Source organism: Dyella marensis (assembly GCF_900112865.1).
Taxonomy (GTDB): Bacteria; Pseudomonadota; Gammaproteobacteria; order Xanthomonadales; family Rhodanobacteraceae; genus Dyella_D; species Dyella_D marensis_A.
The window spans coordinates 182256-209194 of record NZ_FONH01000003.1 but is presented as its reverse complement, the minus strand read 5'-3'; the positions used below and the strand labels follow the sequence as shown (position 1 = coordinate 209194).

The following is a 26939-nucleotide window of genomic DNA, read 5'->3' as shown; positions in this document are numbered from 1 at the left end:
AGGCAGGATGCGATACCCCTCTCCTCTCCGGGGAGAGGGCAGGATGAGGGGCCGGGCGGAGCGCAACGTCGATAACTCCCCAGACCCAACGATGGCGCGCGCATCGTATGCTGATGCGCGTGAGCCTCCCTCCTGCTTCCCTCATCGATACCTGGCGCCGCCTGCGCGGCTCGGACCGCTTCGCCGAATGCCTGCGCGTGCTGCTCGGCCTGGGCGGCGTGGTGCTCTATTGCCTGGCCGAAGGCCGCTTCGCCGATGCGATCCCCGCCCTGCTCGGGGTGATCGCCTGCGCGCTCGCGGAGACCGAGGACCATTGGCGCAGCCGGCTGGTCACCCTGCTGGTGACCCTGGCCTGCTACGCCGTCGCCGCGGGCGCGGTCCAGCTGCTGCTGCCGCACCCGGTGCTGTTCGCGCTGGGCCTGCCACTGGCCACGTTTGCGCTGGTGATGCTCGGCGCGGCCAGCCATCGCTACGCCGCCATCGCCGGCTCGACCCTGCTGCTATCGGTCTACACCATGATCGCCGCGGATGCCGCTGCCCGCTCCGGCGCGCATCCCGGCGTCTTCGGCGAGTCCGCCCTGCTGCTGGGCGGCGCCGCCTGGTACGGCCTGCTGTCGCTGCTGTGGAGCGCGCTGTCGCCGCAGCAGGCGGTGCGCCATGCGCTGGCGCGCACCTTCGATGCGCTGGCCGGCTATCTGGAAAGCAAGGCGGCGCTGTTCGCGCCCCTGCCGGGCGTGGACCGCGAGGCGCTGCAGCAGGACCTGGCCATGCGCAACGAAAAAGTGGTGCAGGCGCTCAACGAGACGCGGCTGGTGCTGATCGACCGCATCGGCCCGCGCCGGCCCAGCGGCCCCACCGCCGAGCGCCTGCGCCTGTATTTCGCCGCGCAGGACATCCACGAGCGCGTCAGCTCCTCGCATTATCCGTACGACGCGCTGGCCGAGGCGTTCTTCCACAGCGACGTGCTGTTCCGCTGCGAACACCTGCTGCGCCGCCACGCCGGCCTGTGCCGGCACCGCGCGCGGACGCTGCGCCTGCGCACGTCCCTGCAGGTCGACGGCACCGCGCGCGCCGCGCTCAACGACGTGCACGACGCGATCGACGCGCTGCGCATGCAGTCCGCGCCGCCGACGACGCAGCTGCTGCAGTCGCTGGACGCCCTGCTGCGCAATATGGAAGCGATCCAGGCGCTGCTCGAACACGAACAACCGGCCAGCGGCCCCGTCCCGGGCGAGGAAAGCGCGCTGCAGGATCCGGGACCGGGCAACCTCGCCGAAGCCTGGGAACGCATCCGCATCCAGTTCACGCCGCGCTCGTTCCGCTTCCGCCATGCGCTGCGCCTGGCGCTGGCCTTGCTGGCCGGCTATGCGGTGCTGCGCGTGGTGCACCCGCTCAATGGCTACTGGATCCTGCTGACCACCCTGCTGGTGTGCCAGCCCAGCTACGGCGCCACGCGGCGGCGCCTGCTGCAGCGCACGGCCGGCACGCTGGCCGGGCTGGTCGCCGGCTGGGCGGCGCTGCGCCTGCTGCCGTTCGGACCGGCGCAGGTGCCCTTGCTGATCGTCGCCGGCGTGGTGTTCTTCGCCGCGCGCCAGCGCCGCTACACGCTGGCGACCGCGGCGATCACGCTGTTCGTGGTGCTGTGCTTCAACCAGGTCGGCAACGGCTACGAGGTGATGTGGCCGCGCATGGTGGACACGCTGATCGGCGTGGCGATCACCGCGCTGGCCATCCATCTGGTGTTGCCGGACTGGCAGGGACGCCGGCTCGACCAGGTGATGGCCGACACCCTGCGCTGCGATGCGCGCTACCTGGCGCGGATCCTGGCCCAGTACGCCGAGGGGCGGCGCGACGACCTGCCCTACCGCATCGCGCGGCGCGACGCCCACAACGCCGATGCCAGCCTCAGCGGCGTGCTCTCCAACATGCTGCGCGAGCCGGGCCGGCACCGGCGCGGCGGCGAAGCGCTGCTGCGTTTCCTCGGCGCGGCGCACGTGCTGCTCAGCCAGCTGTCCGCGCTGGGCGCCAACCGCCAGGCGCTGGCCGCGGGGCATGCGCGCGAGGCCGTGCAAGCCTGCGGCGCGCGGACCGTGGAAGCGCTGGAGCAGCTGGCGGAAGCGCTGGAGACGAACGAGCCGGCGCCGCTGCTGCTGGCCTTGCCGGCGTATGTCGGCGGCGACGAAACCGCACGGCTGGTGCTGGGCCAGCTCGCCCTGATCCAGGCGCAGCGCGAGCGGCTGGCCGAGCTGGCGCTGGAAGTGCGGGACAGCTGAGCCGCCTCTGGTAGCATGCGCCCGCCTCGGCCAGACCGTCGCGGAGGCGGCGAACCCCGCCTGTTTCGTGGAGTGCCGACCGGCCGCATGCGCAAACTCACGTCCTTCCTGCTGCTCGCCGTCGGCGTGCTGTATCCCTTCCTGGTGTATTTCGGCATGCAACACGTGCCGCCGCAGGCGTTCGCGCTGGCGCTGGGCGTCGCCTGGCTGCTGCGCGCGCCCGCGCTGTGGCGCCAGCCGGGCGGCCGCTGGATGCTCGGCGCCGCGCTGGCCTATTGCGCCTTGCTGGCTCTGAGCGGCGAATCGCAGCTATTGCGCTGGTATCCCACCCTGATCTGCACGCTGCTGCTGCTCGCCTTCGGGCTGACCCTGCGCTACGGGCCGCCGATGATCGAGCGCATCGCGCGCCTGCAGGATCCGCAGCTGCCGGCGGCGGCCGTGCCGTATACGCGCAAGGTCACCTGGCTGTGGATGGGCTTCTTCGCCGCCAACGCGCTGGCATCGGCCGCGCTCACGCTATGGGCGCCGCTGCGCTGGTGGACGCTCTACAACGGCCTGATCGCCTACTTCATCATGGGCGCGCTGTTCGCCGGCGAGTGGCTGGTGCGCCGCCGCGTGCTGCGGCAGGCCGCATGAACTTCGCTATGGTTGCCGCTGCGCTTATCGAGGATCGCCACGCATGACCGACACCATCCTGGTCACCGGTTCCAGCCGCGGCATCGGCCGCGCCATCGCCCTGCGCCTGGCGCAGGCGGGCTACGACCTGGTGCTGCACTGCCGTTCGCGGCGCGACGAGGCCGAAGCCGTGCAGGCGGCGATCCAGGCACTGGGACGCCAGGCGCGCGTGCTGCAGTTCGACATCGCCGACCGCGCCGCCTGCGCCGCCGCACTGGAGGCCGACCTGGCCGCGCATGGCGCTTATTACGGCGTGGTGTGCAATGCCGGACTCACCCGTGACGGCGCCTTTCCCGCGCTCACTGACGAGGACTGGGACCAGGTGCTGCGCACCAATCTCGACGGCTTCTACAACGTGCTGCATCCGCTGGTGATGCCGATGATCCGCCGCCGCGCGCCGGGGCGCATCGTGTGCATCACTTCGGTATCCGGCCTGATCGGCAACCGCGGCCAGGTGAACTACAGCGCGTCGAAAGCCGGCGTGATCGGCGCGGCCAAGGCGCTGGCGCTGGAACTGGCGAAGCGCCGCATCACCGTCAACTGCGTGGCGCCGGGGCTGATCGATACCGACATGGTCGACGCCGGGCTGCCGCTGGATGAAATCCTCGCGGCGATCCCGATGCAGCGCATGGGCACGCCGGACGAAGTCGCCGCCGCCGTGCAGTTCCTGCTGAGTCCGGAGGCGGGCTACATCACGCGGCAGGTGCTCGCCGTCAATGGCGGCCTGTGCTGACCATCGTCATGCCGGCGCAGGCCGGCATCCAGTAGCGACACGCCACGATCGAGCGAAAACGTGCGTCGCTCCTGGCTTGTCGCCCGTCCATGCACTGTCGTCACTGGATGCCGGCCTGCGCCGGCATGACGAGCTTGATGCGCATCGCTTAAACGGCCGATAGCATGAGCGTCTTTCTGCATCGACCCCGCCATGCAACCACTCGCCGCCTCCCCGCAGCTGCAACTCTCCCCCATCGTCGCCGGCCTGTGGCGCCTCACCAGCTGGAACCTCGACGTGCAGGCGCGCGTGCGCTGGATCGAGCAGGCGCTGGAGCTGGGCATCAGCTCGTTCGATCATGCCGACATTTATGGTGACTATGCGGAAGAGGCGGTCTTCGGCGAGGCGTTGAAAGCCGCGCCGTCCTTGCGCCGGCGCATGCAGCTGGTGACCAAGTGCGGCATCCGCCTGCGCTCCGCCAGCCGTCCGTATCAAGTGAATCACTACGACACCACGGCCGCCTACGTGCGCGCGCAGGTGGAGCGCTCGCTGCAATGCCTGCATACCGACCACGTCGACCTGGTGCTGATCCATCGCCCCGACTACCTGATGGACGCCGCCGGGCTCGCCGACACCTTCGCCACGCTCACCCGCGAAGGCAAGGTGCGGCACTGGGGCGTGTCTAACCACAGCGCCAGCCAGTTCGCGCTGCTGCATGGGCGCACGCCGCTGCTCACCAACCAACTCGAGCTTTCGCCGCTGCAGCTGGGCGCGCTCGACGACGGCACGCTGGACCAGGCCCAGCAGCTGGGCCTGCGTCCGATGATCTGGTCGCCGCTGGGCGGCGGCCGGCTGTTCACCGGCACCGACGAACAGGCCGTGCGCGTACGCGCCTGCATGGAGGCGATCGCGACGCGGCTCGGGATCAGCCTGGCGACGCTCGCCTTCGCCTGGGTGCTGCGCCATCCCTCGCGCCCGCATCCGGTCACCGGCACCGGCCGCGTGGAAGGCCTGCGCGAAGCGGTGGCCGCGCTGGACGTGCGGCTGGGCAACGAGGACTGGTATGCGATCTGGACGGCCGGCAAAGGGCACCCGGTGCCCTGACCGGCCTTCTACCGGAAGGAGCTAGGCCGGCTGGCGCTGTGCGTGGCCGTAGCGCACCGGGAAGCGGTGCATCGCACGCTCCAGTTGCGCGAAGAATTCCTGCAGCTGCAGCTGGGTGACCAGGAACAGCAGGCCGCGCCCGCTGTGCCAGGCGTCGTACAGGGTATGCCCGTCGCGCGCGGGGTCGACCAGGGCTACCGTCACCGCGGTGAGGTTTTCCTGCACCGGCCGCTGCAGGTGCAGGCCGATGCGGTCGCTCACGCTGCACAGGTGCAGCTCCGTCAGCTCGCCCTCCAGGAACGGCGGCAGCTTCAGGCACCAGGCCTGCAGGTCCACCGCGGACAGCAGAGTGCCGCGCCCGGCCAGGGTGCAGCCCTGCACCTTGCAGTGCGCATCGACCAGCAATTGATTGCGACACCAGGCATCGTTCGCCGACGGCTTCACCCGGCGCAGCACGCGCAGGCGCAGGCTGCCCAGGTCGATGCTCACCGACGCGCCGCGTGCCCAGTTCCCCCGGTGCAGACGCCGGCGCGCCCATGCGCTCAAGCTTCCGAGCAGCGCCGGAAGCGCGAGAAAACCTCTCACATCCATAGTCCCTGAGGTGCCCCCACCCACTTATCTTGGATAACTGTGATCTACTTCACGGACATAAGCAATCGGACGAATTCCAACCCCTGCCCGATCCGACCGCTTTCGTGGTGCGCTGCGCCATAGGCCGAAGCGGGTCCTGCGTTAGCATTTCCGGCTCACCGTCCCCTTCCGGAGCCTCCGATGCGTCCATTTTCCCTCGGCGAAGAGCTCGACCTGCTGCGCGAAAGCGTGCACGCCTTCGCGGAAAAGGAGATCGCTCCCCGCGCCACCCAGATCGACCACGATAACGTCTTCCCGGCCGACCTCTGGCGGAAGTTCGGCGAAATGGGCCTGCTCGGAATGACCATTCCGGAGGCCTACGGCGGCACCGGCCTGGGCTACCTGGCGCACATGGTGGCGATGGAAGAAATCTCCCGCGCCTCCGGCTCGGTGGGCCTGTCGTACGGCGCGCATTCCAACCTGTGCGTGCAGAACCTGTTCCACAACGGCAACGAGGAACAGCGCCGCAAATACATTCCCAGGCTGTGCTCCGGCGAATACGTCGGCGCGCTGGCCATGAGCGAGCCCGGCGCCGGTTCCGACGTGGTCGGCTCGATGAGCTGCAAGGCCGAGCTGCGCGGCGACGTGTGGGTGGCCAACGGCACCAAGATGTGGATCACCAACGGACCCGACGCCGACGTGCTGCTGGTCTACATGCGCACCGCGCCGCGCCCGGCCGGCAGCCGCTGCATGACCGCCTTCATCATCGAGAAGGGCATGAAGGGCTTCAGCACCGCGCAGAAGCTGGACAAGCTGGGCATGCGCGGCTCCAACACCTGCGAGCTGGTGTTCGAGGACTGCGAGATCCCCGCCGCCAACATCGTCGGCGAAGTCAACGAAGGCGTGCGCGTGCTGATGAGCGGCCTGGACACCGAGCGCCTGGTGTTGTCCGGAGGCCCGCTCGGCCTGATGCAGGCGGCGATGGACCTGGTGCTGCCCTATGTGCGCGAGCGCAAGCAGTTCAACGCGCCGATCGGCACCTTCGGCATGATGCAGGCCAAGGTCGCCGACATGTACACCGCGCTGCAGTCCTCGCGCGGCTTCGCCTACATGGTGGCGCGCGAGTTCGACCAGGGCAGCAAGTCGCGCATCGATCCGGCCGCCTGCCTGCTCAATGCCTCGCAGAACGCGGTGAAGGTGGCGCTGGAAGCGATCCAGGCGCTGGGCGGCAACGGCTACATCAACGAATTCCCGGCAGGCCGCCTGCTGCGCGACGCCAAGCTGTACGAGATCGGCGCCGGCACCAACGAGATCCGCCGCATGCTGATCGGGCGCGAGCTGTACCACGGCAAGTCCTGAGCTGCCGGCAGGCGGATCGCGCAGCGGCGTGCGCGATCCGTCGCGGCAACGTCACGAAAGCGACACGCCGCGCGGCGATGCTGGCCTGCGCTGATCGAGCGGCTACCGACCTGCGCCTTCCCATGCGCGTCACCACCAACGACTGCCTCCATCCCGACCCGCGCGAGCAACAGGCGCGCATCGCGGTCGCCGCGCTGCTGCTGGCGCAACGGATGAATCCCGCGAATGCGCTCAGGCATGCCGCAGCCCAGCGCGATATCGCTGCGCCGGCCGACCATGCGATCGATCACCTCGCCGACCTGCTGGCGGCTCGCCCCCGTTATGCCACGCGCCGCGGCCACTATCAGCCGTACGGCCTGCGTCACGCGTCGCGCTGAGCGGCCACGGCGCGCGCCGCAGCCGCCGCGCGCTCACCAGCGGTACTGATACGCCAGCGTCGCCATGCTCGACTGGTCGCGCTGGCCGAAGTAATGGTCGTAGCTCAGCTGCAGCGCGCCGCGCGAAGAGAAGCGCCAGTCCAGCTCCATGCCGGCCAGCCCCGCATAGCGCTCCAGCCCGATGCCGCCCAGCGGCGCCCATTGATTGAGTCCGGTGAAGCTGGCGTCGAACACGTCGCCGCGGGTGGCGAACGACTGCTGCCAGGACAAGCGTCCTTTCAGGTCCAGCCGGCCCAGGCCGGGCACCAGCCAGCTGCGCATCGCGCGCAGGCCGGCGCCGGCCTGCCAGCGCTCGACGGTCTGGCCCGGCGCCTTCAGGCCGAAACCGTAGCCGCCCAGTTCGTTGAAGCCGTCGCGCTGGATGCGCGTGTATTGCACATCCACGTATGGCGTGAGGTGCATGCCGCCGGCGTCGAAGCGATAGCCGCTTTCGCCGTATGCAACGCCGTAGCGGCCGCGCGTGTCGCTCGCCACGGCCGTGCTGGCGTCGCCGAGCTGCAGGTAGCGGCGCATGTTTTCCTGGTAGTCGCCGACGCCGACGCGGCCCATCGCGTACCACGCATCGCGCGCGATGCCGGCATACAGACTGCCCTCGACGGCGCGGCTGCGGCCCTGGTCCGCGCTCTCGGCCAGGCGCCCCAGGCCCTGCATCTGCGCCACCGCGAAACCGGCGAAGCCGTTCGCGCCGAGGCGACGGTCCTGGCCCACCATCCAGCCGCCGAGGTCCAGGCTGACATTGCCGTAGCCGGCGCGCGCCAGCGAACCCTGATAGCCGAGGTTCTGCGACCAGCCACCCGCTGCCGGCGCCTGCGCAAGCTGGTCGAAGCGGTCGGAGAACGCACGCGTGCTCGCATCGATCGCCTGCAGAGTCATGGCCGCGCTGGCCGCGTGCAGCTGGCCGGACAGGCTTTCCAGCGAACGCTGGGCGACGGCAAGGCTGGAGGACTGCTGCAGCTGCGCCGCGCCCGCGACGAAACCGGACGCCGCGATCTGCCCGCTCGCGCCGCCCTGCGCCAGTTGCGTGTTGATCTGCTGGAACGCCCCGTCCACCCGCTGCGCCGCGCCCATCGAGGCGGCGGTGTAGCTCATGCCCTGCAGCGCCGTCACCTGCACCTGCGACACGTTGAGCCAGGCGCTGTTGGCATCGTAGTTGATGGTCGCGGTGACAAAGACGTTGGACGCGGAGTTGACGCTGGAGAAGGTACCGGTGAGACCGCCGTTGGCCACCAGCACATTGGTGTGCGCATTGGCCATGTAGCCGGAACCCGCGCCGATCAGATAGAGATCCCCGCCGGCCAGCGTGGCGCTGCCGCCGGTGCGCAGCACCGAGCCCAGTTCCAGCGCCAGGCGGCCGGCGCCGGTCTGCTGGTAGCTGCCCGCCACGTTGACGTCGCCGCCGCGCACGGTCAGCACGCCGGCGTTGGCGACATTGCCGCCGATGCTATGCGTGTCGGTCAGCGTGCCCTGCGCGGCGATCGCCACGCCGGAGGCGAGCGACTTCGCCGCCAGCACGCCGCCTTGCACCTGGGTCAGGCCGGTATAGGTGGACGGCTGGGTAAGCGTCAGCGTGCCAGGCCCCTGCTTGATCAGGCCGCCGGCGCCGGAGATCGGGTTGTTCCAGCTGGAACTGCCGCTGAAGTTCACCGTGACGTCGCCCCAGTCGAACTTGGCCGGGCCGTTCACCGCCTTGCCCACGTCGAGCATGCCGTAGCCGAACACCGCATCCGGCCCCGGCGCGCCGAGATCGGTGGCGGTACCGAGCAAGGTCTGCCGCACCAGGTCGTTGCTGAAGTACGGATAGGCCTGCCACACCAGCGCCGCCGCGCCCGACACCTGCGGCGCGGCGAACGAGGTGCCGGAGATGATGTAGTAGCTGGTGCTGCCGGGCGTGTCGTCCTTGCCGGTGACGATCAGGTTGCCAGGCGCGGCAAGGCAATAGCTCATGGCTACGCCGCAGGCATTGGAATAACTGGCCAGCTGGGTGGGGTTGTTGCTGTCCACCGCCACCACGGTGAGCCAGCCGCGCGCGAGGTCCGGCGCGCGGTACGGCAGCGCGGCCACGTCGCTGGGATTGGGCTTGGAATCATTGCCCGCGGCGAATACCACCAGGCCGCCCCAGCTGTTGACGAAGCGGCTGTAGGCGTCGTGGAAGCTCTGCGTGGTGGCGGTGGCGGTGGCGTCCCAGTACAGGCCGCCCCAGGAGTTGTTCATCACCTTCACGCCGTTGGCGATCAGGTCGTCGTTGATCGCGCCGAGCGGATCGGCGGTGGTGACGCGGTTGCCCTGGCCGGAGCCGTCGTCGGTCGGCGCCTTGTCGGCGATGATGCGCGCCGACACGATGTCCGCCCCCGGCGCGATGCCGCCGACGAACTGCCCCACCGGCTTGCCGGCCGCGACCTGCGACACCCAGGTGCCATGGCCGACCACGTCGTCGATGCTGGTGTTGTTGACGCTGGGGTCGACATAGACGAGGTCCGCCAGCACCCGTCCCGCCAGCGCCGGGTGATTGCGCATGACGCCGCTGTCGACCACGCCGATGGTCACGCCCTGGCCGGTAAAGCCCCGGGCGTGCGCGGCATTGGTATCGGTCAGCGTGAGCTGCGCGTCGATCGGCGGCTGCGGCGTGCTGGGTTGCGAAGGCGTGGTCGGCGTCGTGGGCGTGGTGGTGCGCACGTTGCCGTTGCCGCCGCCCCCTCCTCCACAGCCACTGAGCCCGAATGCGATGACGATGGCGAGGCACAGCTCGCGCCGGCGCGGAAAACCGTTCCCGATGCCCATTGGCTTGATCCCCGTTCTTTGACGACCCATGTCCGTGTCGATGCGGCCGGTTCCTCGCCGGCCTCTTCCTGCCTGCCCATGCTCGCACAATGCCGGCGCAACGAATTGCGAATGGCGTCGGAGGTCGCGCGCAATCCCCTGTTGCGGCAACGGTTTGCCGACAGTGGTAGGCGGCTGCGATAATTGCCCACTGATTGCTCGGGCACCCCATGCCCATCCCTGTCCTTGCGGAGATCCCCATGTCGGACGTCAGTGTTGTCATCGCGGGCGCCAAGCGCACCGCCATCGGCTCGTTCCTCGGCCAGTTCACCGGCGTGCCTACCCCTGTGCTGGGCGCCACCGCCATCAAGGCCGCGCTGGAGCAGGCCGGCATCGCCGCACAGGACGTCAACGAAGTGCTGATGGGCTGTGTGCTGCCGGCCAACCTCGGCCAGGCCCCGGCCCGCCAGGCCGCGCTGAAGGCCGGCCTGCCCGCCGCGGTCGGCTGCACCACCGTCAACAAGGTGTGCGGCTCCGGCATGAAGGCCATCATGCTCGGCCACGATCTGATCAAGGCCGGCTCGGCCGCCGTGGTGGTGGCCGGCGGCATGGAGTCGATGACCAACGCGCCGCACATGGTCAACGCCCGCACCGGCATCCGCTACGGCGACGGCCAGCTGGTCGACCACATGGCCTGGGACGGCCTGACCAATCCCTACGACGGCAAGGCCATGGGCGTGTTCGGCGAGCTGTGCGCCGACAAGTACCACTTCACCCGCGAGGAGCAGGACGCCTTCGCCATCGAGTCGGTCAAGCGTGCGCAGGCCGCCCAGCAGAACGGCGCCTTCGCCGGCGAGATCGTCCCGGTCACCGTGGCCGGCCGCAAGGGCGATGTGGTGGTGGATACCGACGAGCAGCCGGGCCGCTCCGACATCGCCAAGGTGCCGAGCCTGAAGCCCGCCTTCCGCAAGGAGAACGGCACCATCACCGCCGCCAGCTCCTCCAGCATCTCCGACGGCGCCGCCGCCGTGGTGCTGCTCTCGGCCGACGACGCCAAGGCCCGCGGCCTCCAGCCGCTGGCGCGCATCGTGGCGCACGCCACTCATTCGCAGGAGCCGGAGTGGTTCACCACCGCTCCCGTCAGCGCCATCCAGAAGGTGCTGGACAAGGCCGGCTGGAAGGTCGACGACGTGGATCTGTTCGAGGTCAACGAAGCCTTCGCCGTGGTGGCGATGGCGCCGATGCGCGAGCTGGGCATCCCGCACGCGAAGCTCAACGTCAACGGCGGCGCCTGCGCGCTGGGCCATCCGATCGGCGCCAGCGGCACCCGCCTGGTGGTGACCCTGCTCAACGCGCTGCAGACCCGTGGCCTCAAGCGCGGCGTCGCCTCCCTGTGCATCGGCGGCGGCGAAGCCACCGCCATCGCGGTGGAACTGCTGGGCTGAAAGCAGCCACGCCTGGGCCGGGCATCCCCATGAAAGGGGGATAACCCGGCCATGGCCTTGTTAATAAAAGATGTGGCGCAAATTCCGCGAAAGCGCTATTAATACGCCCGCCAAACGGCATTCCACGGCAAAGGAGATTCAACAATGAAGTTCACGCGTACCCTACTCGCCTCCGCGCTCGTCGCGCTGCTGGCGGCTTGCAGCAACGGCGCGCAGGATTCCGCGCAGGACGCCCAGAAGTCGGCTGACCAGGCTCAGCAGTCGGCTGACCAGGCTCAGAAGGCTGCCGAGCAGGCTCCGGCCGCTGCTCCGGCTTCCACCGCTGCCGCTCCGGCTGCTGCTCCGGCTTCGACCGCCGCTGCTCCGGCTGCCGCCGGCACCGCTCCGGCTGCCGCCATGGAGCAGGCTGCCGACGCCGCTTCCAAGGCCGCTGGTGCTGCCCAGGACGCTGCCGGCGCCGCCAAGGACGCCGCGGACAAGGCGAAGGACGCCGCCAAGGGCCATTAATCCCTTCGCGATGCTTCAGGAAAACCGGCCGCGCGAGCGGCCGGTTTTTTTTCGTCCGCAAAAAACCGCGTCGCGAGGAAATGCGGCGGTGTGTTTCGGCTGCAGTGCGCCGGCCGCTATCATCCGGCCTTTCCCCGAGCGCAGCCTTCGCCTCATGAGTGTCATCGCCTCGCAACTGGATACCCGTTCGCCCGAATTCCAGGCCGGCAGCGCCAGCCTGCGCGCGCTGGTGGACGATCTGCACCGACAGCTGGCGCACAGTGCCGAAGGCGGCGGCGAGAAGGCGCGCGAGAAGCACACCGCGCGCGGCAAGCTGCTGCCGCGCGAGCGCATCCGCGCCCTGCTCGACCCGGGCTCGCCCTTCCTCGAGCTCTCGCCGCTCGCCGCGCACGGCATGTACGACGACGCCGCGCCGGCCGCCGGCATCATCACCGGCATCGGCCGCGTGCACGGCATCGAGGTGGTGGTGGTCGCCAACGACGCCACCGTCAAGGGCGGCACCTATTTCCCGATGACCGTGAAGAAGCACCTGCGCGCGCAGGAAGTGGCGCTGGAGAACCGCCTGCCCTGCGTGTACCTGGTCGATTCCGGCGGCGCCTTCCTGCCGCTGCAGGACGAGGTGTTCCCGGACAAGGAGCATTTCGGCCGCATCTTCTACAACCAGGCGCGCATGTCGGGCCTGGGTATCCCGCAGATCGCCGTGGTGATGGGTTCGTGCACCGCCGGCGGCGCCTACGTGCCGGCGATGAGCGACGAGACCATCATCGTGCGCGAGCAGGGCACTATCTTCCTGGGCGGCCCGCCGCTGGTGAAAGCCGCCACCGGCGAAGTGGTGGATGCCGAGGCGCTGGGCGGCGCGGACGTCCATACGTCCGTCTCCGGCGTGGCCGACCACTTCGCCGAGAACGACGCGCACGCGCTGTCGATCGCGCGCGACATCGTCGCCAGCCTCAACCGCAGGAAGGACATCCCGCTGGCCCTGCGCGCGCCGGCCGAGCCGCGCTATGCCGCCGAGGAACTGTACGGCGTGATCCCGCAGGACACCCGCCGCCCGTTCGATATCCGCGAGGTGATCGCGCGCATCGTCGACGGCTCCGAATTCCACGAATTCAAGGCGCGCTACGGCAAGACCCTGGTCTGCGGCTTCGCGCACATCCACGGCTATCCGGTGGGCATCGTCGCCAACAACGGCATCCTGTTCGCCGAGAGCGCGCTCAAGGGCGCGCATTTCATCGAGCTGTGCAACCAGCGCAACGTGCCGCTGGTGTTCCTGCAGAACATTACCGGCTTCATGGTCGGCAGAAAGTACGAGAACGCCGGCATCGCCAAGGACGGCGCCAAGATGGTCACCGCGGTGGCCTGCTCGCACGTACCGAAGTTCACCGTGGTGATCGGCGGCAGCTTCGGCGCCGGCAACTACGCCATGTGCGGCCGTGCCTACGGCGCGCGCTTCCTGTGGATGTGGCCGAACGCGCGCATCAGCGTGATGGGCGGCGAACAGGCCTCCTCGGTGCTCGCCACCGTGCGCCGCGACGGCCTGGAAGCCTCCGGCAAGAGCTGGAGCGCCGAGGACGAGGAAGCCTTCAAGGCGCCCATCCGCGAGCAGTACGAGCGCCAGGGCCACCCCTACTACGCCAGCGCGCGCCTGTGGGACGACGGCATCATCGATCCGGCCGATACCCGCCGCGTGCTGGGCCTGGCCATCTCCGCCTCGCTCAATGCGCCGATCGAGCCGCAGCGCTACGGCGTGTTTCGGATGTAACGCAGGCCATTCAAGCAACCGGTCCACAGGGGGACATTCAAGGATGATCGTAGGTATCGATCTGGGCACCACGCACTCGCTGGTCGGGTGCTATGGCGAGAACGGCCCGAAGTTGTTTCCGAACGCGCTGGGCGAACTGCTGACGCCGTCGGTGGTGAGTGTCGACGAGCACGGCCACATGCTGGTCGGCCAGGCCGCGCGCGACCGCATGGTCAGCCATCCGAACGACAGCGTGGCCGCGTTCAAGCGCTGGATGGGCACGCCGCGCGAAACGCGGCTGGGCTCGCGCATGTTGCGGCCGGAAGAACTGTCCGCGCTGATCCTGCGCGCGCTGATCGACGACGCCGAAGCGGCCACCGGCGAGAAAGTCACCGAGGCGGTGATCAGCGTGCCGGCCTATTTCTCCGACGCGCAGCGCAAGGCCACGCGCGCCGCGGGCGAGCTGGCCGGCATCCGCGTCGAGCGGCTGATCAACGAACCCACGGCGGCCGCGCTCGCCTATGGCCTGCAGGAGCAGCGCGAAGGCTCGCGCTTCGTGGTGTTCGACCTGGGCGGCGGCACCTTCGACGTGTCCATCCTCGAACTGTTCGAAGGCGTGGTCGAAGTGCACGCCAGCGCCGGCGACAACTTCCTCGGCGGCGAGGATTTCCTCGACGTGCTGCTACAGGCCTTCTGCGCCGACACCGGCATCGCGCCCGAGCGCCTGCCGGCCGGCGAGCTGGGCCAGCTGCGGCGGCGCCTGGAACTGCTCAAGCGTTCGCTGGCCGGCGCCGGGCAGTCGTCGCTGGAGATCGCGCTGGACGGCGCGCTGCGCAACTGGAGCATCGACGAGGACCGCTTCGCGCGCCTGTGCGATCCGCTGATCCAGCGCATGCGCGCGCCGGTGGAACGGGCCATGCGCGACGCGCGCCTGCAGCCGGCGCAACTGAGCGAAGTGGTGCTGGTCGGCGGCGCCAGCCGCATGCCGCTGGTCGCCAGGCTGGTCTCGCGCATGTTCGGCCGCCTGCCGCTGCGGCATGTGAACCCGGACCAGGCGATCGCCCTGGGCGCCTGCGTCGCCGCGGGTCTGAAGGTGCGCGACCAGCGCCTGGAAGAGATCATCCTCACCGACGTATGCCCCTACACGCTGGGCACCAAGGTTTCGCGCCGCGACGGCAACGGCCAGGTCCAGGATGGCCTGTTCTCGCCGATCATCCATCGCAACAGCACGGTGCCGGTGAGCCGCGAGGAAATCTATTACCCGGTGTATGACCACCAGAAGTTGCTCTCGCTGGAGGTCTATCAGGGCGAAAGCCCGATGGTCGAGCGCAACATCCTGCTGGGCGAGATGACCATCCACCTGCAGCCCGACCGCTCCGCCGCCGAGAACGGCGTGCGCCTGCGCTTCACCTACGACATCAACGGCGTACTGCAGGCCGAGGCCACCGTGCTGGCCACCGGCGAACGGCACGAGCTGATCCTGGAACAGAATCCGGGACTGCTCACGCCGGAGGAAATCCGCGCGCGCCTGCGCGCGCTGGAGGACATCAAGATCCATCCGCGCAGCAAGCAGGAGAACATCGCCCTGCTCGCCCGCGCCGAGCGCCTCTACGAAGAACACCTGCAGGCGCGCGACCTGGTACAGCAGTGGATCGCCCAGTTCCGCCAGTCGCTGGACAGCCAGGACGAGCAGCTGATCCGCGAGCATCGCGGCCAGTTCCGCGACGCGCTGGACCAGCTGGAGCGGCAACTCTGATGTGGGCCTTCGGACTGCTCGGCCTGACCGAGGATGCCGACGAGCGCAGCATCAAACGCGCCTATGCGCAGCGCCTGCGCGGCACGCGTCCCGACGAAGATCCGGCCGGTTTCCAGCGGCTGCGCGAGGCATATGAGGCCGCGTTGCGCTTCTGCCAGAACCGGACGGTGCAGGCGACTGTCCACGATGGCGACGATGGGCAGGACGAAGCTCCGATCGCGATGGCGGCGGCGCCGGCCAATACGCCGGTGCACGCCCGACCCGTCGCGCTGCCGCCGCGCGCCATGGGCGGCGAGGCGCCGTTGCCTGCCACCACGGTCGATCTCGCCCACCTGCTGGACGAGCTGCTCGCCGTGGCCGGACGCGGCGACCCGCAGGCCTTGCTCGCCTGGCTGGCCGGTCGCCACGAACTGTGGTCGCTGCAGGCCAAGGCTGCGCTCGGCCAGCACATGATGGCGCGCGTGCAGCAACAGGCTACGGCGATGCCGGCCGAATGCTTCGACGCCCTGCTCGGCTTCTTCGATCTGGATCACGTGCGCGCCGGCTACGACCCGTTCGCGGTGCAGCGGCTGCGCCGCCGCATGCGGCTGCAATGGGAAATGCAGCCGGAGCACATCGAGGCGGCGGCGCGGCGCGCGCACGACCCCGGCTGGTCCGGCCATGCGCCCAACCTCAAGATGACCCGCCGCATGTTGCGCCAGCTGGTGCGCCCGTTCCACTGGCCGCAGGTGTTGCTGGTGTCGATGCTGCCGGAACGTCCGGGCGAACTGGCGCGCTTCGCGAACCGCCTGAGCGACGACCACGTGGAAGAACTGCTCCCCTACATGCCGCGGGAGCAGTTGCATTTCTGGCTGCTGGCGGCCGCACGCGGCTTGTCGCTGCCGCGCCTGGCGATCAATTCGGTGCGCATCGTCACCGCCACCGTCGCCGCCATCGCCCTGGTCGCCGCGCTGTTCGGCGTGATCACGCTCGGCGGCGACGCCAGCAAGGCCTGGAACGTTTTTCCGACCATCGCGGCGTGGATCTGCGGCGTCGCCGGACTCGCTTTCGCCTATATGGGCTGGCAATGGCTCGACTATTGGCAGCGCCTGCCCGACACGGACGGCGGGCGCGGGACCTGGCTGCGCTGGGCCTGCGTTCCGCTGATGGCGGCGATCGCGGTGGCGCTCAAGTATCTGGGGGTCGACGAATTGGCAAGCGTGGTGATCGTGGTGCTGGCGATCGTGCTGGGCATACGCCGCTATCGCGAACGCAGCGGCGCCGGACCCTCGCGGTTCCGCATCCATCCGGTCGGCTGGATCGTGCTGGCCAACATGCTGCGCCTGGCCCTGAGCGGCGAAGACGCCCCCACGGTACCGCTGGCGGAAATCGGCGCCACCATCGCGATGGCGTTCTGGCTGGCCGATGCATGGAAGGAGCGCGGACGCCGCAGGGCAAGCGCCGCGGCCGCCTGAAGACGGGGGTCAGCGCGCCGCGCGATCGCGCGAACGGAATTCCAGCGGCTGCACGTCGGGCCGCGCGGATGACGGCGGCCTGGAGTCCGAAGGCGCGGGCCCGCAGCTACCGCAAGTGCCGCAGCCGTCGCCGCAGTTGCCGGTCGCCTGCGCCGGTTGCAGGCGACGCCCCAGCGCGCGCAGCCAGGGCTTGCGCCACGGCTTGTTGAGCGACGCGGACGCCGCCGCCAGCCAGCGCGTGCTCAGGCCCGGCAGCAGCTTGCGCAACGCGTACAGCGCGCTGCCCAGTACCAGCACGCCGATGACCACTGCCTGGATCACCCCGAACGCGCTCATGCCAGCGCCCTCGCCACCTGGTAGGTGATCAGCGAGGCCAGGTAGGCCAGGCCGAACAGGTAACCCGCGGTGATCGCCACGTTGCGCCAGGAATTGGTCTCGCGGCGGATCACCGCCATGGTCGACATGCACTGCGGCGCGAACACATACCAGGCCAGCAGCGACAGCGCGGTGGCCAGCGACCACTGCTGCGCGATCACCGGACCGAGCTGGCTGGCCAGGGCATCGTCGCCGCCGGCGGCGGACATCGCGTACACCGTGCCCAGCGCCGACACCGCCACCTCGCGCGCGGCCAGGCCGGGGATCAGCGCGATGCAGATCTGCCAGTTGAAACCGATCGGCGCGAACACGTAGTGCAGCAGGCGGCCCAGGCGGCCGGCCAGGCTGTAGTCGATGGCCGGCTGCGTCGCGCCTTCCGGCGGCGCCGGGAAGCTGGACAGGAACCACAGCAGCACGGTCAGCGCCAGGATGATGCCACCCACGCGCTTGAGGAAGATCAGCGCGCGCTCCCACAGGCCCAGCGCGATGTCGCGCGGATTCGGCAGCCGGTACGAGGGCAGCTCCATCAGCAGCGCGTGCTCGCTCTTGTCCTTGCGGAAGCGCTTGATCACGAAGGCCACGCTGAGCGCGCTGACGATGCCGGCCACGTACAGCGTGAACAGCACGATGCCCTGCAGGTTGAACAGGCCCCACACCGTGCGCTGCGGAATGAACGCGGCGATCAGCAGCGTATACACCGGCAGGCGCGCCGAGCAGGTCATCAGCGGCGCCACCAGGATGGTGGTGAGGCGGTCGCGCGGATCGGTGATGCTGCGCGTGGCCATGATGCCGGGGATCGCGCAGGCGAAGCTCGACAGCAGCGGGATGAAGGCGCGGCCGGTCAGGCCCGCCTTGAACATCAGCTTGTCCAGCAGGAAGGCCGCGCGCGGCAGGTAGCCGGATTCCTCCAGCACCAGGATGAACAGGAACAGGATCAGGATCTGCGGCAGGAACACCAGCACCGCGCCGAGCCCGGCGAAGACGCCGTCGTTGAGCAGGCTGTGCAGCGCGCTCCCCTGCGGCAGCGCGCCGGTCACCCAGCCGCCGAGCGCGGCCACGCCGGCGGCGATCGCGTCCATCACCGGCTGCGCCCAGGAGAACACCGCCTGGAAGATCAGGAACATCAGCACGGCGAGAATCCCCAAGCCGAACACCGGATGCAGCGCCCAGCGGTCGAGCGCATCGTCGATGGCGTCGGTATTGCGCGGCATCACCACGGTGGCCGCCAGCAGCTCGCGCACCTGCGCGTGCAGGTCGGCGCGGCTGGCCGGGTCGTCCGGCTGCGCCGGAGCCGCTTCGGGCACCTCGCCGTCCACTCGCTCGATCAGCGCCTTCGCGCCGCCGCGCTTGACTGCGACGGTCTCGACCACGGGAATGCCCAGCCGCTGCTGCAACCCGGCCACGTCGATCCTGATGCCGCGGCGGCGCGCGGTATCCATCATGTTCAACGCCAGCACCACCGGCCGGCCCAGGCGCTTCACTTCCAGCACGAAGCGCAGGTGCAGACGCAGGTTGGTGGCGTCGGCCACGCACACGATCAGGTCGGGCGCGGGCTCGCCGGGATACACACCCTCGCAGACGTCGCGGGTGATCTGCTCGTCCGGGCTGTTGGCGTCGAAACTGTAGGTGCCGGGCAGGTCCAGCAGGTGCAGCACGCGTCCGCTGGGCGCGGTGAAGCGGCCTTCCTTGCGCTCCACGGTGACGCCGGCGTAGTTGGCCACCTTCTGGCGGCCGCCGGTGAGCTGGTTGAACAGCGCCGTCTTGCCGCAGTTGGGATTGCCCACCAGGGCGATGCGCAAGGTGGTCGCGCTCATGCATGGTCTCCGGTGCGCACGGTGACGCGCGCGGCTTCGGTACGGCGCAGCGCGAAACGCGTGGAGCCGATCTGGATCAGCAGCGGGTCGGCGCCCAGCGGCCCACGCGCCACCACGCGGACCGGCTCGCCCGCGACGAAGCCCAGGTCGCGCAGGCGCTGCGCGATCGGATCGTCGCTATGAGCATCGTCCACTCGGTCCACCACGGCAGGCGCCCCTTTCGGCAGGTCGGACAGTCGCACGGCCACCACTCAAATAAGAATGGTTCGCATTGTAGCTTGGTTGCGCCGGAAACGGTGAATGGCCACGGGCCTGCGGCATCGAGGCCCGCATTCGACCGGGGCGTATCGCAAGCTCTTGCTCCCGCTTGCCTGCTCCCCATCCGGTTTCACTAACCTACGGGCTTTCCCCATCCTCCAGGCCGCCATGTACACCAGCCTCCAGCTCGCCGACCGCGCCGGCGTCCGCACCGTCACCATGAACCGCCCGCAGGTGCACAACGCCTTCGACGACAGCCTGATCGCCGAACTGACCGACGCGCTGGCCGCCGCCGGCCGCGACGAAAACGTGCGCGCGGTGGTGCTCACCGGCGCGGGCGCCAGTTTCTCCGCCGGCGCGGATCTCAACTGGATGCGCGGCATGGCCAAGGCCAGCGAGGCGGAGAACCGCGAGGATTCGCTGCGCCTGGCCGCCCTGATGCGCACGCTGCAGTTCCTGCCCAAGCCGACCGTGGCGCGCGTCAACGGCGCCGCTTACGGCGGCGGCGTGGGCCTTATCGCCTGCTGCGACATCGCCATCGGCGTGGACAGCGCGAAATTCGGCCTGACCGAAGTGAAGCTCGGCCTGGTGCCTGCGGTGATCTCGCCCTACGTGATCGCGGCGATCGGCCTGCGCCAGTCGCGCCGCCTGTTTCTCACCGGCGAACTGTTCGATGCGTCGACCGCCCAGCGCATCGGCCTGCTGCACCAGTGCGTGCGCGCCGAGGAACTGGACGACGCGCTGGCCGGCGTGCTGGCCGCGTTCGCCAAGGCGGGCCCGGTCGCGCAGGCGCAAGCCAAGCGGTTGGCCTTGCGGGTCGCCGGCCAGGACCAGGCGCAGGCCGAGCGCATCGACCGCGAGAACGCCGAGTTGATCGCTCGCCTGCGCGTTTCGGCGGAAGGCCAGGAAGGGCTGGGCGCCTTCCTCGACAAGCGCGCAGCAGCCTGGACCGCGCAGGCATAAACTTCGCCGCGATCACCCTCGCCCTCTTCCTCGCAAGGAGTTCTTCCATGCTCGACCACATCGGCGTGCCCGTCTCGAACTACGCACGCAGCAAGGCCTTCTACGAACGCGTGCTGGCCCCGCTCGGCGGCGGCCTGGCGATGGAAGTCACCCAGGAAGTGACCGGCAGCCGCTCGCACGCCGGCTTCGGCAAGGACGGCAAGCCCAGCTTCTGGATCAGCGCCGACCCGATCGCGCCGCTGTCGGCGATCCATGTCGCCTTCGTGGCGCCGACGCGCGAAGCAGTGGACCGGTTCTACGCCGCGGCGCTCGCCGCCGGCGGCACCGACAACGGCCCGCCCGGCTTGCGCGAGCACTATCACGACAACTACTACGCAGCCTTCGTGCTGGACCTGGACGGCCACAACGTGGAAGCCGTCTGCCACTTGCCGGAATAACGTAGGTTGGGGTGAGCACAGCGAACCCCGACGAACCTCGCATGCCTACCGCAACGTTGGGGTTCGCCTCCGGCTCACCCCAACCTACCCAGGACCTGTCATGCCCAGCCACATCGTCAATATCGCCGACGTCGAACCGCAACCGGTGCCGCTGGCCTTTGCGCCCACCGGCACCGCCGCGGAGCGCTACGGTCCGCGCGTCGCGCGCATCTCCGCGCAGCTCGGCGCACAGAAGCTCGGCTACAACATCACCGTGCTGCCGCCGGGCAAGCGCGGCTATCCGTTCCACAACCATCGCGTGAACGAGGAAATGTTCTTCGTGCTGGAGGGCGAGGGCGAGGTGCGCATCGGCGAGGAACGCCATCCGATCCGCGTGGGCGACATCATCGCCTGCCCGCCGGGAGGGCCGGAGAGTGCGCACCAAATTGCCAATACCGGCGATAAGGACCTGCGCTATCTCAGCATCAGCACGCGGGAGTATCCGGAGGTGTGCGAGTACCCGGACAGCGGGAAATTCGGCGTGATGGCTGAATATCCGCCGGCGGCGGATGGGACGCCGCAGTTCTTTCGGGTGGTGGGACGGCAGGGCGAATCGGTCGACTACTGGGAAGGCGAATAGGCCTCACCATGTGCAACCTGGAATCCTTCTCCCTCCGGCGACCCGAAGGTAGTCCCCGTGGGAGAGCACGCGGGGAGGGCACAGGGATGTGCCCTGCTTTCCTCGCTCATCAAAGCCGGGCACATCCCTGTGCCCTCTTCGCGTGGAGGAGCGAGGAAGGTGCCGGCAGGCGGATGAGGGTGCGGCCGGAGCGGTGCACATCACTCTGACGCTCCCGCCCGCACCCTCACTCCAGCCCTCTCCCGAAGGGAGAGGGCGCAAAGCCGAATGCTGCGCCGCGCATCGGCCTGCCACGCCCGTTCCGCTAGCATGGCCGACTTTGCACCTCCATTCCCTGCACTTCTGCCACGGACCCGTGCATGTTCGAGCGCGTACTGATAGCCAACCGCGGCGAGATCGCCTGCCGCGTGATCCGCACCTGCCGCCGTCTCGGCATCCGCACCATCGCCGTGTATTCGGAGGCCGACGCCGATGCGCAGCATGTGCGCCTGGCCGACGAGGCCTGGCCGATCGGCGGCCCGCGTCCGGCCGACTCCTACCTGCGCGGCGAGACCATCCTTGAAGTGGCCCGGCGCAGCGGCGCCCAGGCCATCCATCCCGGCTATGGCTTCCTGTCCGAGAACACCGCTTTCGCGCGGGCCTGCACCGAGGCCGGCATCGCCTTCATCGGCCCGCGCCCGGCAAGCATCGACGCGATGGGTTCCAAGGCCGCCGCCAAGGCGCTGATGGAGAAGCACGCCGTGCCGCTGGTGCCCGGCTATCACGGCGACAACCAGGACGCGGACTTCCTCGCCGGACAGGCGCGCAGCACCGGCTTCCCGCTGATGATCAAGGCCGCCGCGGGCGGCGGCGGCAAGGGCATGCGCATCGTGCGCGCGGAGCGGGAATTCGCCGACGCGCTCGCCTCGGCCCAGCGCGAAGCCGCCAATGCCTTCGGCGACACGCGCGTGATCCTGGAGCGCTATGTGGAGCATCCGCGCCACATCGAATTCCAGGTGTTCGGCGACACCCACGGCAACGTGATCCATCTCAACGAGCGCGAATGCTCCGCGCAGCGCCGCTACCAGAAGGTGCTGGAGGAAACGCCCTCGCCCTTCCTCACCCCGGCACGCCGCGCCGCGATGGGCGCCGCCGCCGTGGCGGCCGCACGCGCCGTCGACTATGTCGGTGCCGGCACGGTGGAATTCATCGTCGGCCAGGACGGCGAGTTCTTCTTCATGGAGATGAACACGCGCCTGCAGGTGGAGCATCCGGTCACCGAGGAAACGCTCGGTCTCGACCTGGTCGAATGGCAGCTGCGCGTCGCCGCCGGCGAAGCGCTGCCGCTGCGCCAGGAGGACGTCCACGCGCAGGGCCACGCCATCGAAGTGCGCCTGTATGCCGAAGACCCGGAACAGAACTTCCTGCCCGGCTCCGGCAAACTGCTGCGCCTGCGCCTGCCGGAAACCTCACGCCACGTGCGCCTCGACGGCGGCGTGATCGAGGGCGACACGGTTACGATCTTCTACGACCCGATGATCGCCAAGCTGATCGTGCACGACCGCGACCGCGCGCAGGCGCTGCAGCGCTTGCGCGAAGCGCTGATGGCCTGCGAGATCGCCGGGCCGAAATCCAACATCGCCTTCCTCGAACGCCTGGTGCGCCACCCGGTGGTAGTGGAAGGCCGCATCGACACCGGCTATCTCGACCGCCATCTGGACGAGTTCCTCGCCGGCGACGCCGCGCCCGCGCCGCAGCTGCTGTTCGCCGCGGCCGTGGCGGCGCTGCTGCATGACGAGCGCACCGTGGTTGCGCAGGCCGCGCACGGCGTCGATCCGCATTCGCCGTGGGCGCGCGCCGATGCCTGGCGCATCGGCCATGCCGGCAAGCGCATCGTCGCGTTGTCGCTGCGCGAACAGCGCTACGAAGTGGAAGCCCACGGCCACGATGGCGATTACCAGTTGTGCCACGGCGACGCGAGCTGCCACGTGCAGGGTGCGCGCCACGATGGCGCGGCGCTCAGCGCGCGCTTCGATGGCCAGTCGCTGCGCCTGCCGCTGCACGCCGACGCGCAGCGCGTGTTGCTGCACGACAGCGACGGCCGTCGCCACAGCTTCGCCCGCGCCGCCGCGTTCGCCTGGGAAGCCAGGCAGGGTGCGGGCGGCAACCAGGTGCTCGCGCCGATGCCCGGCCGCATCGTGCTGGTGAAAGCCAGGCCCGGCGACCAGGTCGAGGAAGGCCAGGAGCTGCTGGTGATGGAGGCGATGAAGATGGAGCTCGCGCTCAAGGCGCCGCGCGCCGGCACCATCGACAGCATCGGCGCCACGCAGGGCGATTTCGTCGAAGCCGACGCCGTGCTGGTGCGCTTCGCCACGTAGGTTGGGGTGAGCCGCCAGGCGAACCCCAGCTTGCGCCACGCATATCGCAACCGCATGTGACCTACGAAGACGCCCGCCTGACGGATAGCCCCCATGAATAGCCCCGACAACCACGTCCGCATCGTCGAAGTCGGCGCCCGTGACGGCCTGCAGAACGAAAAGACCCTGCTTCCGGCCGACGTGAAGATCGCGCTGATCGACCGCCTCTCCTCCACCGGCCTGAGCACCATCGAGGCCACCAGCTTCGTCAGCCCCAAGTGGGTGCCGCAGCTGGCCGACGCCGCCGAAGTGTTCCAGGGCATCCGCAAGGTGCCCGGCGTGAGCTATCCCGTGCTGGTGCCGAACGAGCAGGGCTACCGCCGCGCGCGCGACGTGGGCGCCACCGAGGTGGCGGTGTTCACCGCGGCCTCCGAGGCCTTCAACCGCAAGAACATCAACGCCGGCATCGACGAATCGATCGAGCGCTTCCGTCCGGTGCTGGAACTCGCGCGCGCCGACGGCGTGAAGGTGCGCGGCTATGTCTCCACCGTGCTCGGCTGTCCCTACCAGGGCGAGGTGCCGGTAGCCGACGTGGTGCGCGTGGCGGCGCGCCTGCACCAGCTCGGCTGCCACGAGATCTCGCTGGGCGACACCATCGGCGTCGGCACGCCGGCCAAGGCCCGCGCCATGCTCAAGGCGGTCGCGGCCGAGGTGCCGATGGCGGCGCTGGCCGTGCATTTCCACGACACCTACGGCCAGGCCCTGGCCAATATCCTCAGCTGCCTGGAAGAAGGCGTGCGCGTGGTCGACAGCGCCGTGTCCGGCACCGGCGGCTGCCCGTATGCCAAGGGCGCGACCGGCAACGTGGCCAGCGAGGACGTGGTCTACATGCTGCACGGCATGGGCATGCAGACCGGCGTCGACCTCGACATCCTGGTCGCCACCGGCGCCTGGCTCGCCGCGCAGTTGCACAAGGAAACCGCCAGCCGGGTCACCCGGGCGCGCACCGCGGCCTGAGGCGGAACCACCCGAGAGCGCCGGGCGGCGATCGTCGCCCGGCGCTTTGCTATATTCCGCCGACTTTGCAGTACCTCAATTCAACACCTCAGGAGTTCAAGGAATGAACCTGCCGCGCCGCCTGCTGCCCGCCACCATCCTCGCCGCCTCCGCCGTGCTCGGCGCCTGCCATCGCGACCAGGCGCCCAGCGCCGACGCCAGCGCGATCAAGCACGCGCAGGAACAGCTCTCGCAACCGGCCTGGCTGCTGCAGCACCTGCCCGCGCACACCGTGGCCTACCTGCGCATTCCCTCGCCGTGGGGCCTGCTGGGCGCCGTGCCTAACGGCCGCCCGCTCGACGCCACCCTGGCCGGCGAGCAGCACCTGAAGACCGTCGCCGCGCTGCGCGACGCCATCGCCAAGGACAAGCTGCTGGCCGACGCCGGCGCCACGCCGCTCACCCTGGCCCTGCTGTCGGATCTGCGCGGGCCGCTGGAGATCAGCGCGGTCGATCCGCTGGGCATGCCCTCGCCCGGCAGCATGCTGCTGGCCAGCATGCAGCTGGAGCAGCGCGACGTCGGCGCGCTCAACCGGCGTTTCGCCCAGCTCGGCGGCGCGCTGGGCCTGCAGGCACCGCTGGACGCCAAGGGCGACGGCGCCCTCGCCTCCGGCGAGCTGCTGCATTTCGATGCCGCCGGCGGCCGCCTGTTCGTGCTCGCGGCGCGTTCCGGCGTCGGCGCCGCGGTCATCGATCGCGGCGCGCTGAATGCGCTGCTCGACGAAGTGCGCAATCCCAAGTCCGCCGACATCACCGCCAAGGTGACCGAGCAGGAACGGCAGATCGATGCTTCCGGCCAGGGCCTGTTCGGCTGGTTCAGCACGCATGGTCTCGGCGGCATGGCTTCGGGCGCGATTCCCGCGGACAGCGTCGGCACCCTGCCTGGCGAATTCACCGCCAGGACCGAGAGCATCGCCTTCGGCTGGGGCACGGTGGACGGCCACGGCCGGCTGCAGTTGCGGCTGCATGCGCCGCAGGCGCGCCTGCTGGGTTATCTGGCGCCGCAGCAGTTCGCGCCGGGATTCAAGGTCGCCGGCAAGCCCTCCTGGGTGGTGACGCTGGCCCTGCCCGGCACCGAACAGGTCAAGACCTTCGAGGACCAGCTCATCCTCAATTTCGGCGCCGATCGCGCCGCCGCCTATCGCAAGGCCATGGCCGATTCCAAGCAGCGCATGGGCTTCGACCTCGCCGAATTCAGCCAGTGGGTCGGCCCGGAACTGGTCGGCTACGAAGACAGCGCCGGCAGCTATGCCGCCGTGCGCGTGCGCGACCGCGCCGCGCTGTACGCCAGGCTGGAGGAGCTGGCCAAGAACAGGCGCTGGACCTACCAGGTACGCAGCCTGGAAGGCACCCAGGTGCATTCGCTGTCGATCCCCAACCGTCTCGGCGAGCGCCTGCGCGACGAGGCCGGCGGCCAGGAGCCGAAGCAGCAGGCGCTGCTCGAGCTGCTCGGCCGCCTGGGCTCGCACCTGTACTGGGTGGAGGACGGCGACTACCTGATCTTCGGCAAGCTGCCCCAGTCGCTGGCCGACCGCGCCGCCGCCAAGCTGGACACGCGCATGGACGAGTGGCTGAAGGCCCAGGCCCACCCCGGCGCGGAAACCCTGCTCGGCTTCGCCGCCACCTCGCACGACGCGCAGCGCAAGGCCTATTACGGCTATCTGGAACTGCTGCAGTACCTCGACGACGCCAGCGGCGGCACGGTGGACCTGCAGGCGCTGCCGGCCGCGCATACGCTCAACCTGCCGCGCGACGGCGTGATCGGCGCCAGCCTGGACGCCACCCGGGACGATCTCTCGCTGCGCCTGACCTATGAGCAGAATCCGCTGGAAATGGTCACCAGCGGCTCCAACGGCATGGTGGCGGTCGCCGCCGCCGGCGTGATGGCTGCGGTGGCCATCCCCGCCTACCAGGACTACCAGCTGCGCAGCCAGGTGGCACAGGCCATGGCCGCGGCCGATCCGGCCAAGGTCGCCGTGCTCGAGTTCCGCCAGAGCAAAAACCGCTGGCCGAAGAGCGGCAAGGAAGCCGGGCTGGACGAGGACGAGGCCGGCCCGCGCGTGCTTCCCGACGGTTCGATCCAGCTCAGCCTGGCCGGCACCGGCAGCGCCAAGCTGACCGACGGCACGGTACTGCTCACACCCCAGCCCGCCGGCCGCAGCTGGACCTGGCACTGCCATGCGGAAGGCGTGGCGGACAAGTACCTGCCGGTGTCCTGCCGCCAGGGCGCCAGCCAGGCCGCGGACGCCACGCCCGCCAGGTAAGCGGCCGGTGGGCCGGAATGGCGCCGTT

General features: G+C 69.7%; 22 protein-coding genes. 17 read left to right on the top strand and 5 right to left on the bottom strand.

The genetic code is table 11. The features are described 5' to 3' along the window. Positions 1-119 precede the first annotated feature (119 nt). The 4 genes from yccS (at position 120) to BM172_RS06565 (ending at position 4764) form a co-directional block, all read left to right on the top strand. The gene (gene yccS / locus BM172_RS06580) at positions 120-2273 is read left to right on the top strand and encodes a YccS family putative transporter (RefSeq protein ID WP_026636084.1); all 2154 of its coding nucleotides are present in this window, start codon (positions 120-122) and stop codon (positions 2271-2273) included. An 87-nt stretch (positions 2274-2360) separates the two neighbouring features. After that, a complete protein-coding gene (locus tag BM172_RS06575; protein WP_026636083.1) occupies positions 2361-2909 on the top strand; it encodes a COG4648 family protein in 549 nt (182 codons plus the stop codon). Between the two features lie 43 nt (positions 2910-2952). Continuing rightward, the gene (gene fabG, locus BM172_RS06570; RefSeq protein ID WP_026636082.1) at positions 2953-3681 is read left to right on the top strand and encodes a 3-oxoacyl-ACP reductase FabG; all 729 of its coding nucleotides are present in this window, start codon (positions 2953-2955) and stop codon (positions 3679-3681) included. Positions 3682-3873: 192 nt separating this feature from the next. Next, positions 3874-4764, top strand: a complete 891-nt coding sequence (locus BM172_RS06565; protein WP_026636081.1) for an aldo/keto reductase — start codon at positions 3874-3876, stop codon at positions 4762-4764. Positions 4765-4785: 21 nt separating this feature from the next. On the opposite strand, the gene BM172_RS06560 is transcribed toward BM172_RS06565, so the two are convergent. Next, a complete protein-coding gene (locus BM172_RS06560; RefSeq protein WP_026636080.1) occupies positions 4786-5253 on the bottom strand; it encodes a WapI family immunity protein in 468 nt (155 codons plus the stop codon). Between the two features lie 282 nt (positions 5254-5535). Here BM172_RS06560 and BM172_RS06555 point away from each other — a divergent pair, with 282 nt between their 5' ends. Further along, a complete protein-coding gene (locus tag BM172_RS06555; RefSeq protein WP_026636079.1) occupies positions 5536-6693 on the top strand; it encodes an isovaleryl-CoA dehydrogenase in 1158 nt (385 codons plus the stop codon). Between the two features lie 122 nt (positions 6694-6815). Further along, the gene (locus BM172_RS06550; protein WP_026636078.1) at positions 6816-7070 is read left to right on the top strand and encodes a hypothetical protein; all 255 of its coding nucleotides are present in this window, start codon (positions 6816-6818) and stop codon (positions 7068-7070) included. A gap of 33 nt (positions 7071-7103) precedes the next feature. Here BM172_RS06550 and BM172_RS06545 read toward each other — a convergent pair whose 3' ends face one another. Then, a complete protein-coding gene (locus tag BM172_RS06545) occupies positions 7104-9908 on the bottom strand; it encodes a S8 family serine peptidase (RefSeq protein ID WP_026636077.1) in 2805 nt (934 codons plus the stop codon). 239 nt (positions 9909-10147) lie between these two features. Between BM172_RS06545 and BM172_RS06540 the strand changes: the two genes are divergently transcribed. The 5 genes from BM172_RS06540 (at position 10148) to BM172_RS06520 (ending at position 16790) form a co-directional block, all read left to right on the top strand. After that, on the top strand, positions 10148-11332 hold the full coding sequence (locus BM172_RS06540; protein ID WP_026636076.1) for an acetyl-CoA C-acyltransferase: 1185 nt from the start codon (positions 10148-10150) through the stop codon (positions 11330-11332). A 144-nt stretch (positions 11333-11476) separates the two neighbouring features. Then, entirely contained in the window at positions 11477-11839 is a 363-nt protein-coding gene (locus BM172_RS06535; protein ID WP_026636075.1) for a hypothetical protein, read from the top strand. Positions 11840-11993: 154 nt separating this feature from the next. Next, positions 11994-13601, top strand: a complete 1608-nt coding sequence (locus BM172_RS06530) for a carboxyl transferase domain-containing protein (RefSeq protein ID WP_026636074.1) — start codon at positions 11994-11996, stop codon at positions 13599-13601. A gap of 43 nt (positions 13602-13644) precedes the next feature. Continuing rightward, positions 13645-15336: a molecular chaperone HscC gene (locus BM172_RS06525; RefSeq protein WP_026636073.1), complete on the top strand. Its 1692-nt coding sequence runs from the start codon at positions 13645-13647 to the stop codon at positions 15334-15336. Further along, the gene (locus BM172_RS06520; RefSeq protein WP_026636072.1) at positions 15336-16790 is read left to right on the top strand and encodes a J domain-containing protein; all 1455 of its coding nucleotides are present in this window, start codon (positions 15336-15338) and stop codon (positions 16788-16790) included. Before BM172_RS06525 ends, BM172_RS06520 begins: the two co-directional genes overlap by 1 nt. Positions 16791-16799: 9 nt before the next feature. Here the strand turns inward: BM172_RS06520 and BM172_RS06515 are convergent, their stop codons facing one another. The 3 genes from BM172_RS06515 to BM172_RS06505 are packed head-to-tail and all read right to left on the bottom strand — an operon-like array spanning position 16800 to position 19221. Then, complete coding sequence (locus tag BM172_RS06515; protein WP_026636071.1) at positions 16800-17126, bottom strand: DUF6587 family protein; 327 nt, start codon at positions 17124-17126, stop codon at positions 16800-16802. Beyond that, positions 17123-18979: a ferrous iron transporter B gene (feoB, locus tag BM172_RS06510; protein ID WP_026636070.1), complete on the bottom strand. Its 1857-nt coding sequence runs from the start codon at positions 18977-18979 to the stop codon at positions 17123-17125. The genes BM172_RS06515 and feoB overlap by 4 nt, the downstream gene beginning before the upstream one ends. Beyond that, positions 18976-19221, bottom strand: a complete 246-nt coding sequence (locus BM172_RS06505; RefSeq protein WP_026636069.1) for a FeoA family protein — start codon at positions 19219-19221, stop codon at positions 18976-18978. Before BM172_RS06505 ends, feoB begins: the two co-directional genes overlap by 4 nt. Positions 19222-19405: 184 nt before the next feature. Here BM172_RS06505 and BM172_RS06500 point away from each other — a divergent pair, with 184 nt between their 5' ends. The 6 genes from BM172_RS06500 to BM172_RS06475 all read left to right on the top strand — a co-directional run bounded on the left by BM172_RS06500 (position 19406) and on the right by BM172_RS06475 (position 26911). Then, on the top strand, positions 19406-20200 hold the full coding sequence (locus BM172_RS06500) for an enoyl-CoA hydratase-related protein (RefSeq protein WP_026636068.1): 795 nt from the start codon (positions 19406-19408) through the stop codon (positions 20198-20200). A 47-nt stretch (positions 20201-20247) separates the two neighbouring features. Then, positions 20248-20637, top strand: coding sequence for a VOC family protein (locus tag BM172_RS06495; RefSeq protein WP_026636067.1), 390 nt, complete (start codon positions 20248-20250; stop codon positions 20635-20637). A 100-nt stretch (positions 20638-20737) separates the two neighbouring features. Next, complete coding sequence (locus tag BM172_RS06490; protein ID WP_026636066.1) at positions 20738-21256, top strand: cupin domain-containing protein; 519 nt, start codon at positions 20738-20740, stop codon at positions 21254-21256. Between the two features lie 359 nt (positions 21257-21615). Then, positions 21616-23613: an acetyl/propionyl/methylcrotonyl-CoA carboxylase subunit alpha gene (locus tag BM172_RS06485; protein ID WP_026636065.1), complete on the top strand. Its 1998-nt coding sequence runs from the start codon at positions 21616-21618 to the stop codon at positions 23611-23613. Between the two features lie 93 nt (positions 23614-23706). After that, positions 23707-24609, top strand: a complete 903-nt coding sequence (locus tag BM172_RS06480; protein ID WP_026636064.1) for a hydroxymethylglutaryl-CoA lyase — start codon at positions 23707-23709, stop codon at positions 24607-24609. Between the two features lie 103 nt (positions 24610-24712). Then, the gene (locus BM172_RS06475; protein WP_051548894.1) at positions 24713-26911 is read left to right on the top strand and encodes a pilin; all 2199 of its coding nucleotides are present in this window, start codon (positions 24713-24715) and stop codon (positions 26909-26911) included. Positions 26912-26939: the final 28 nt, after the last annotated feature.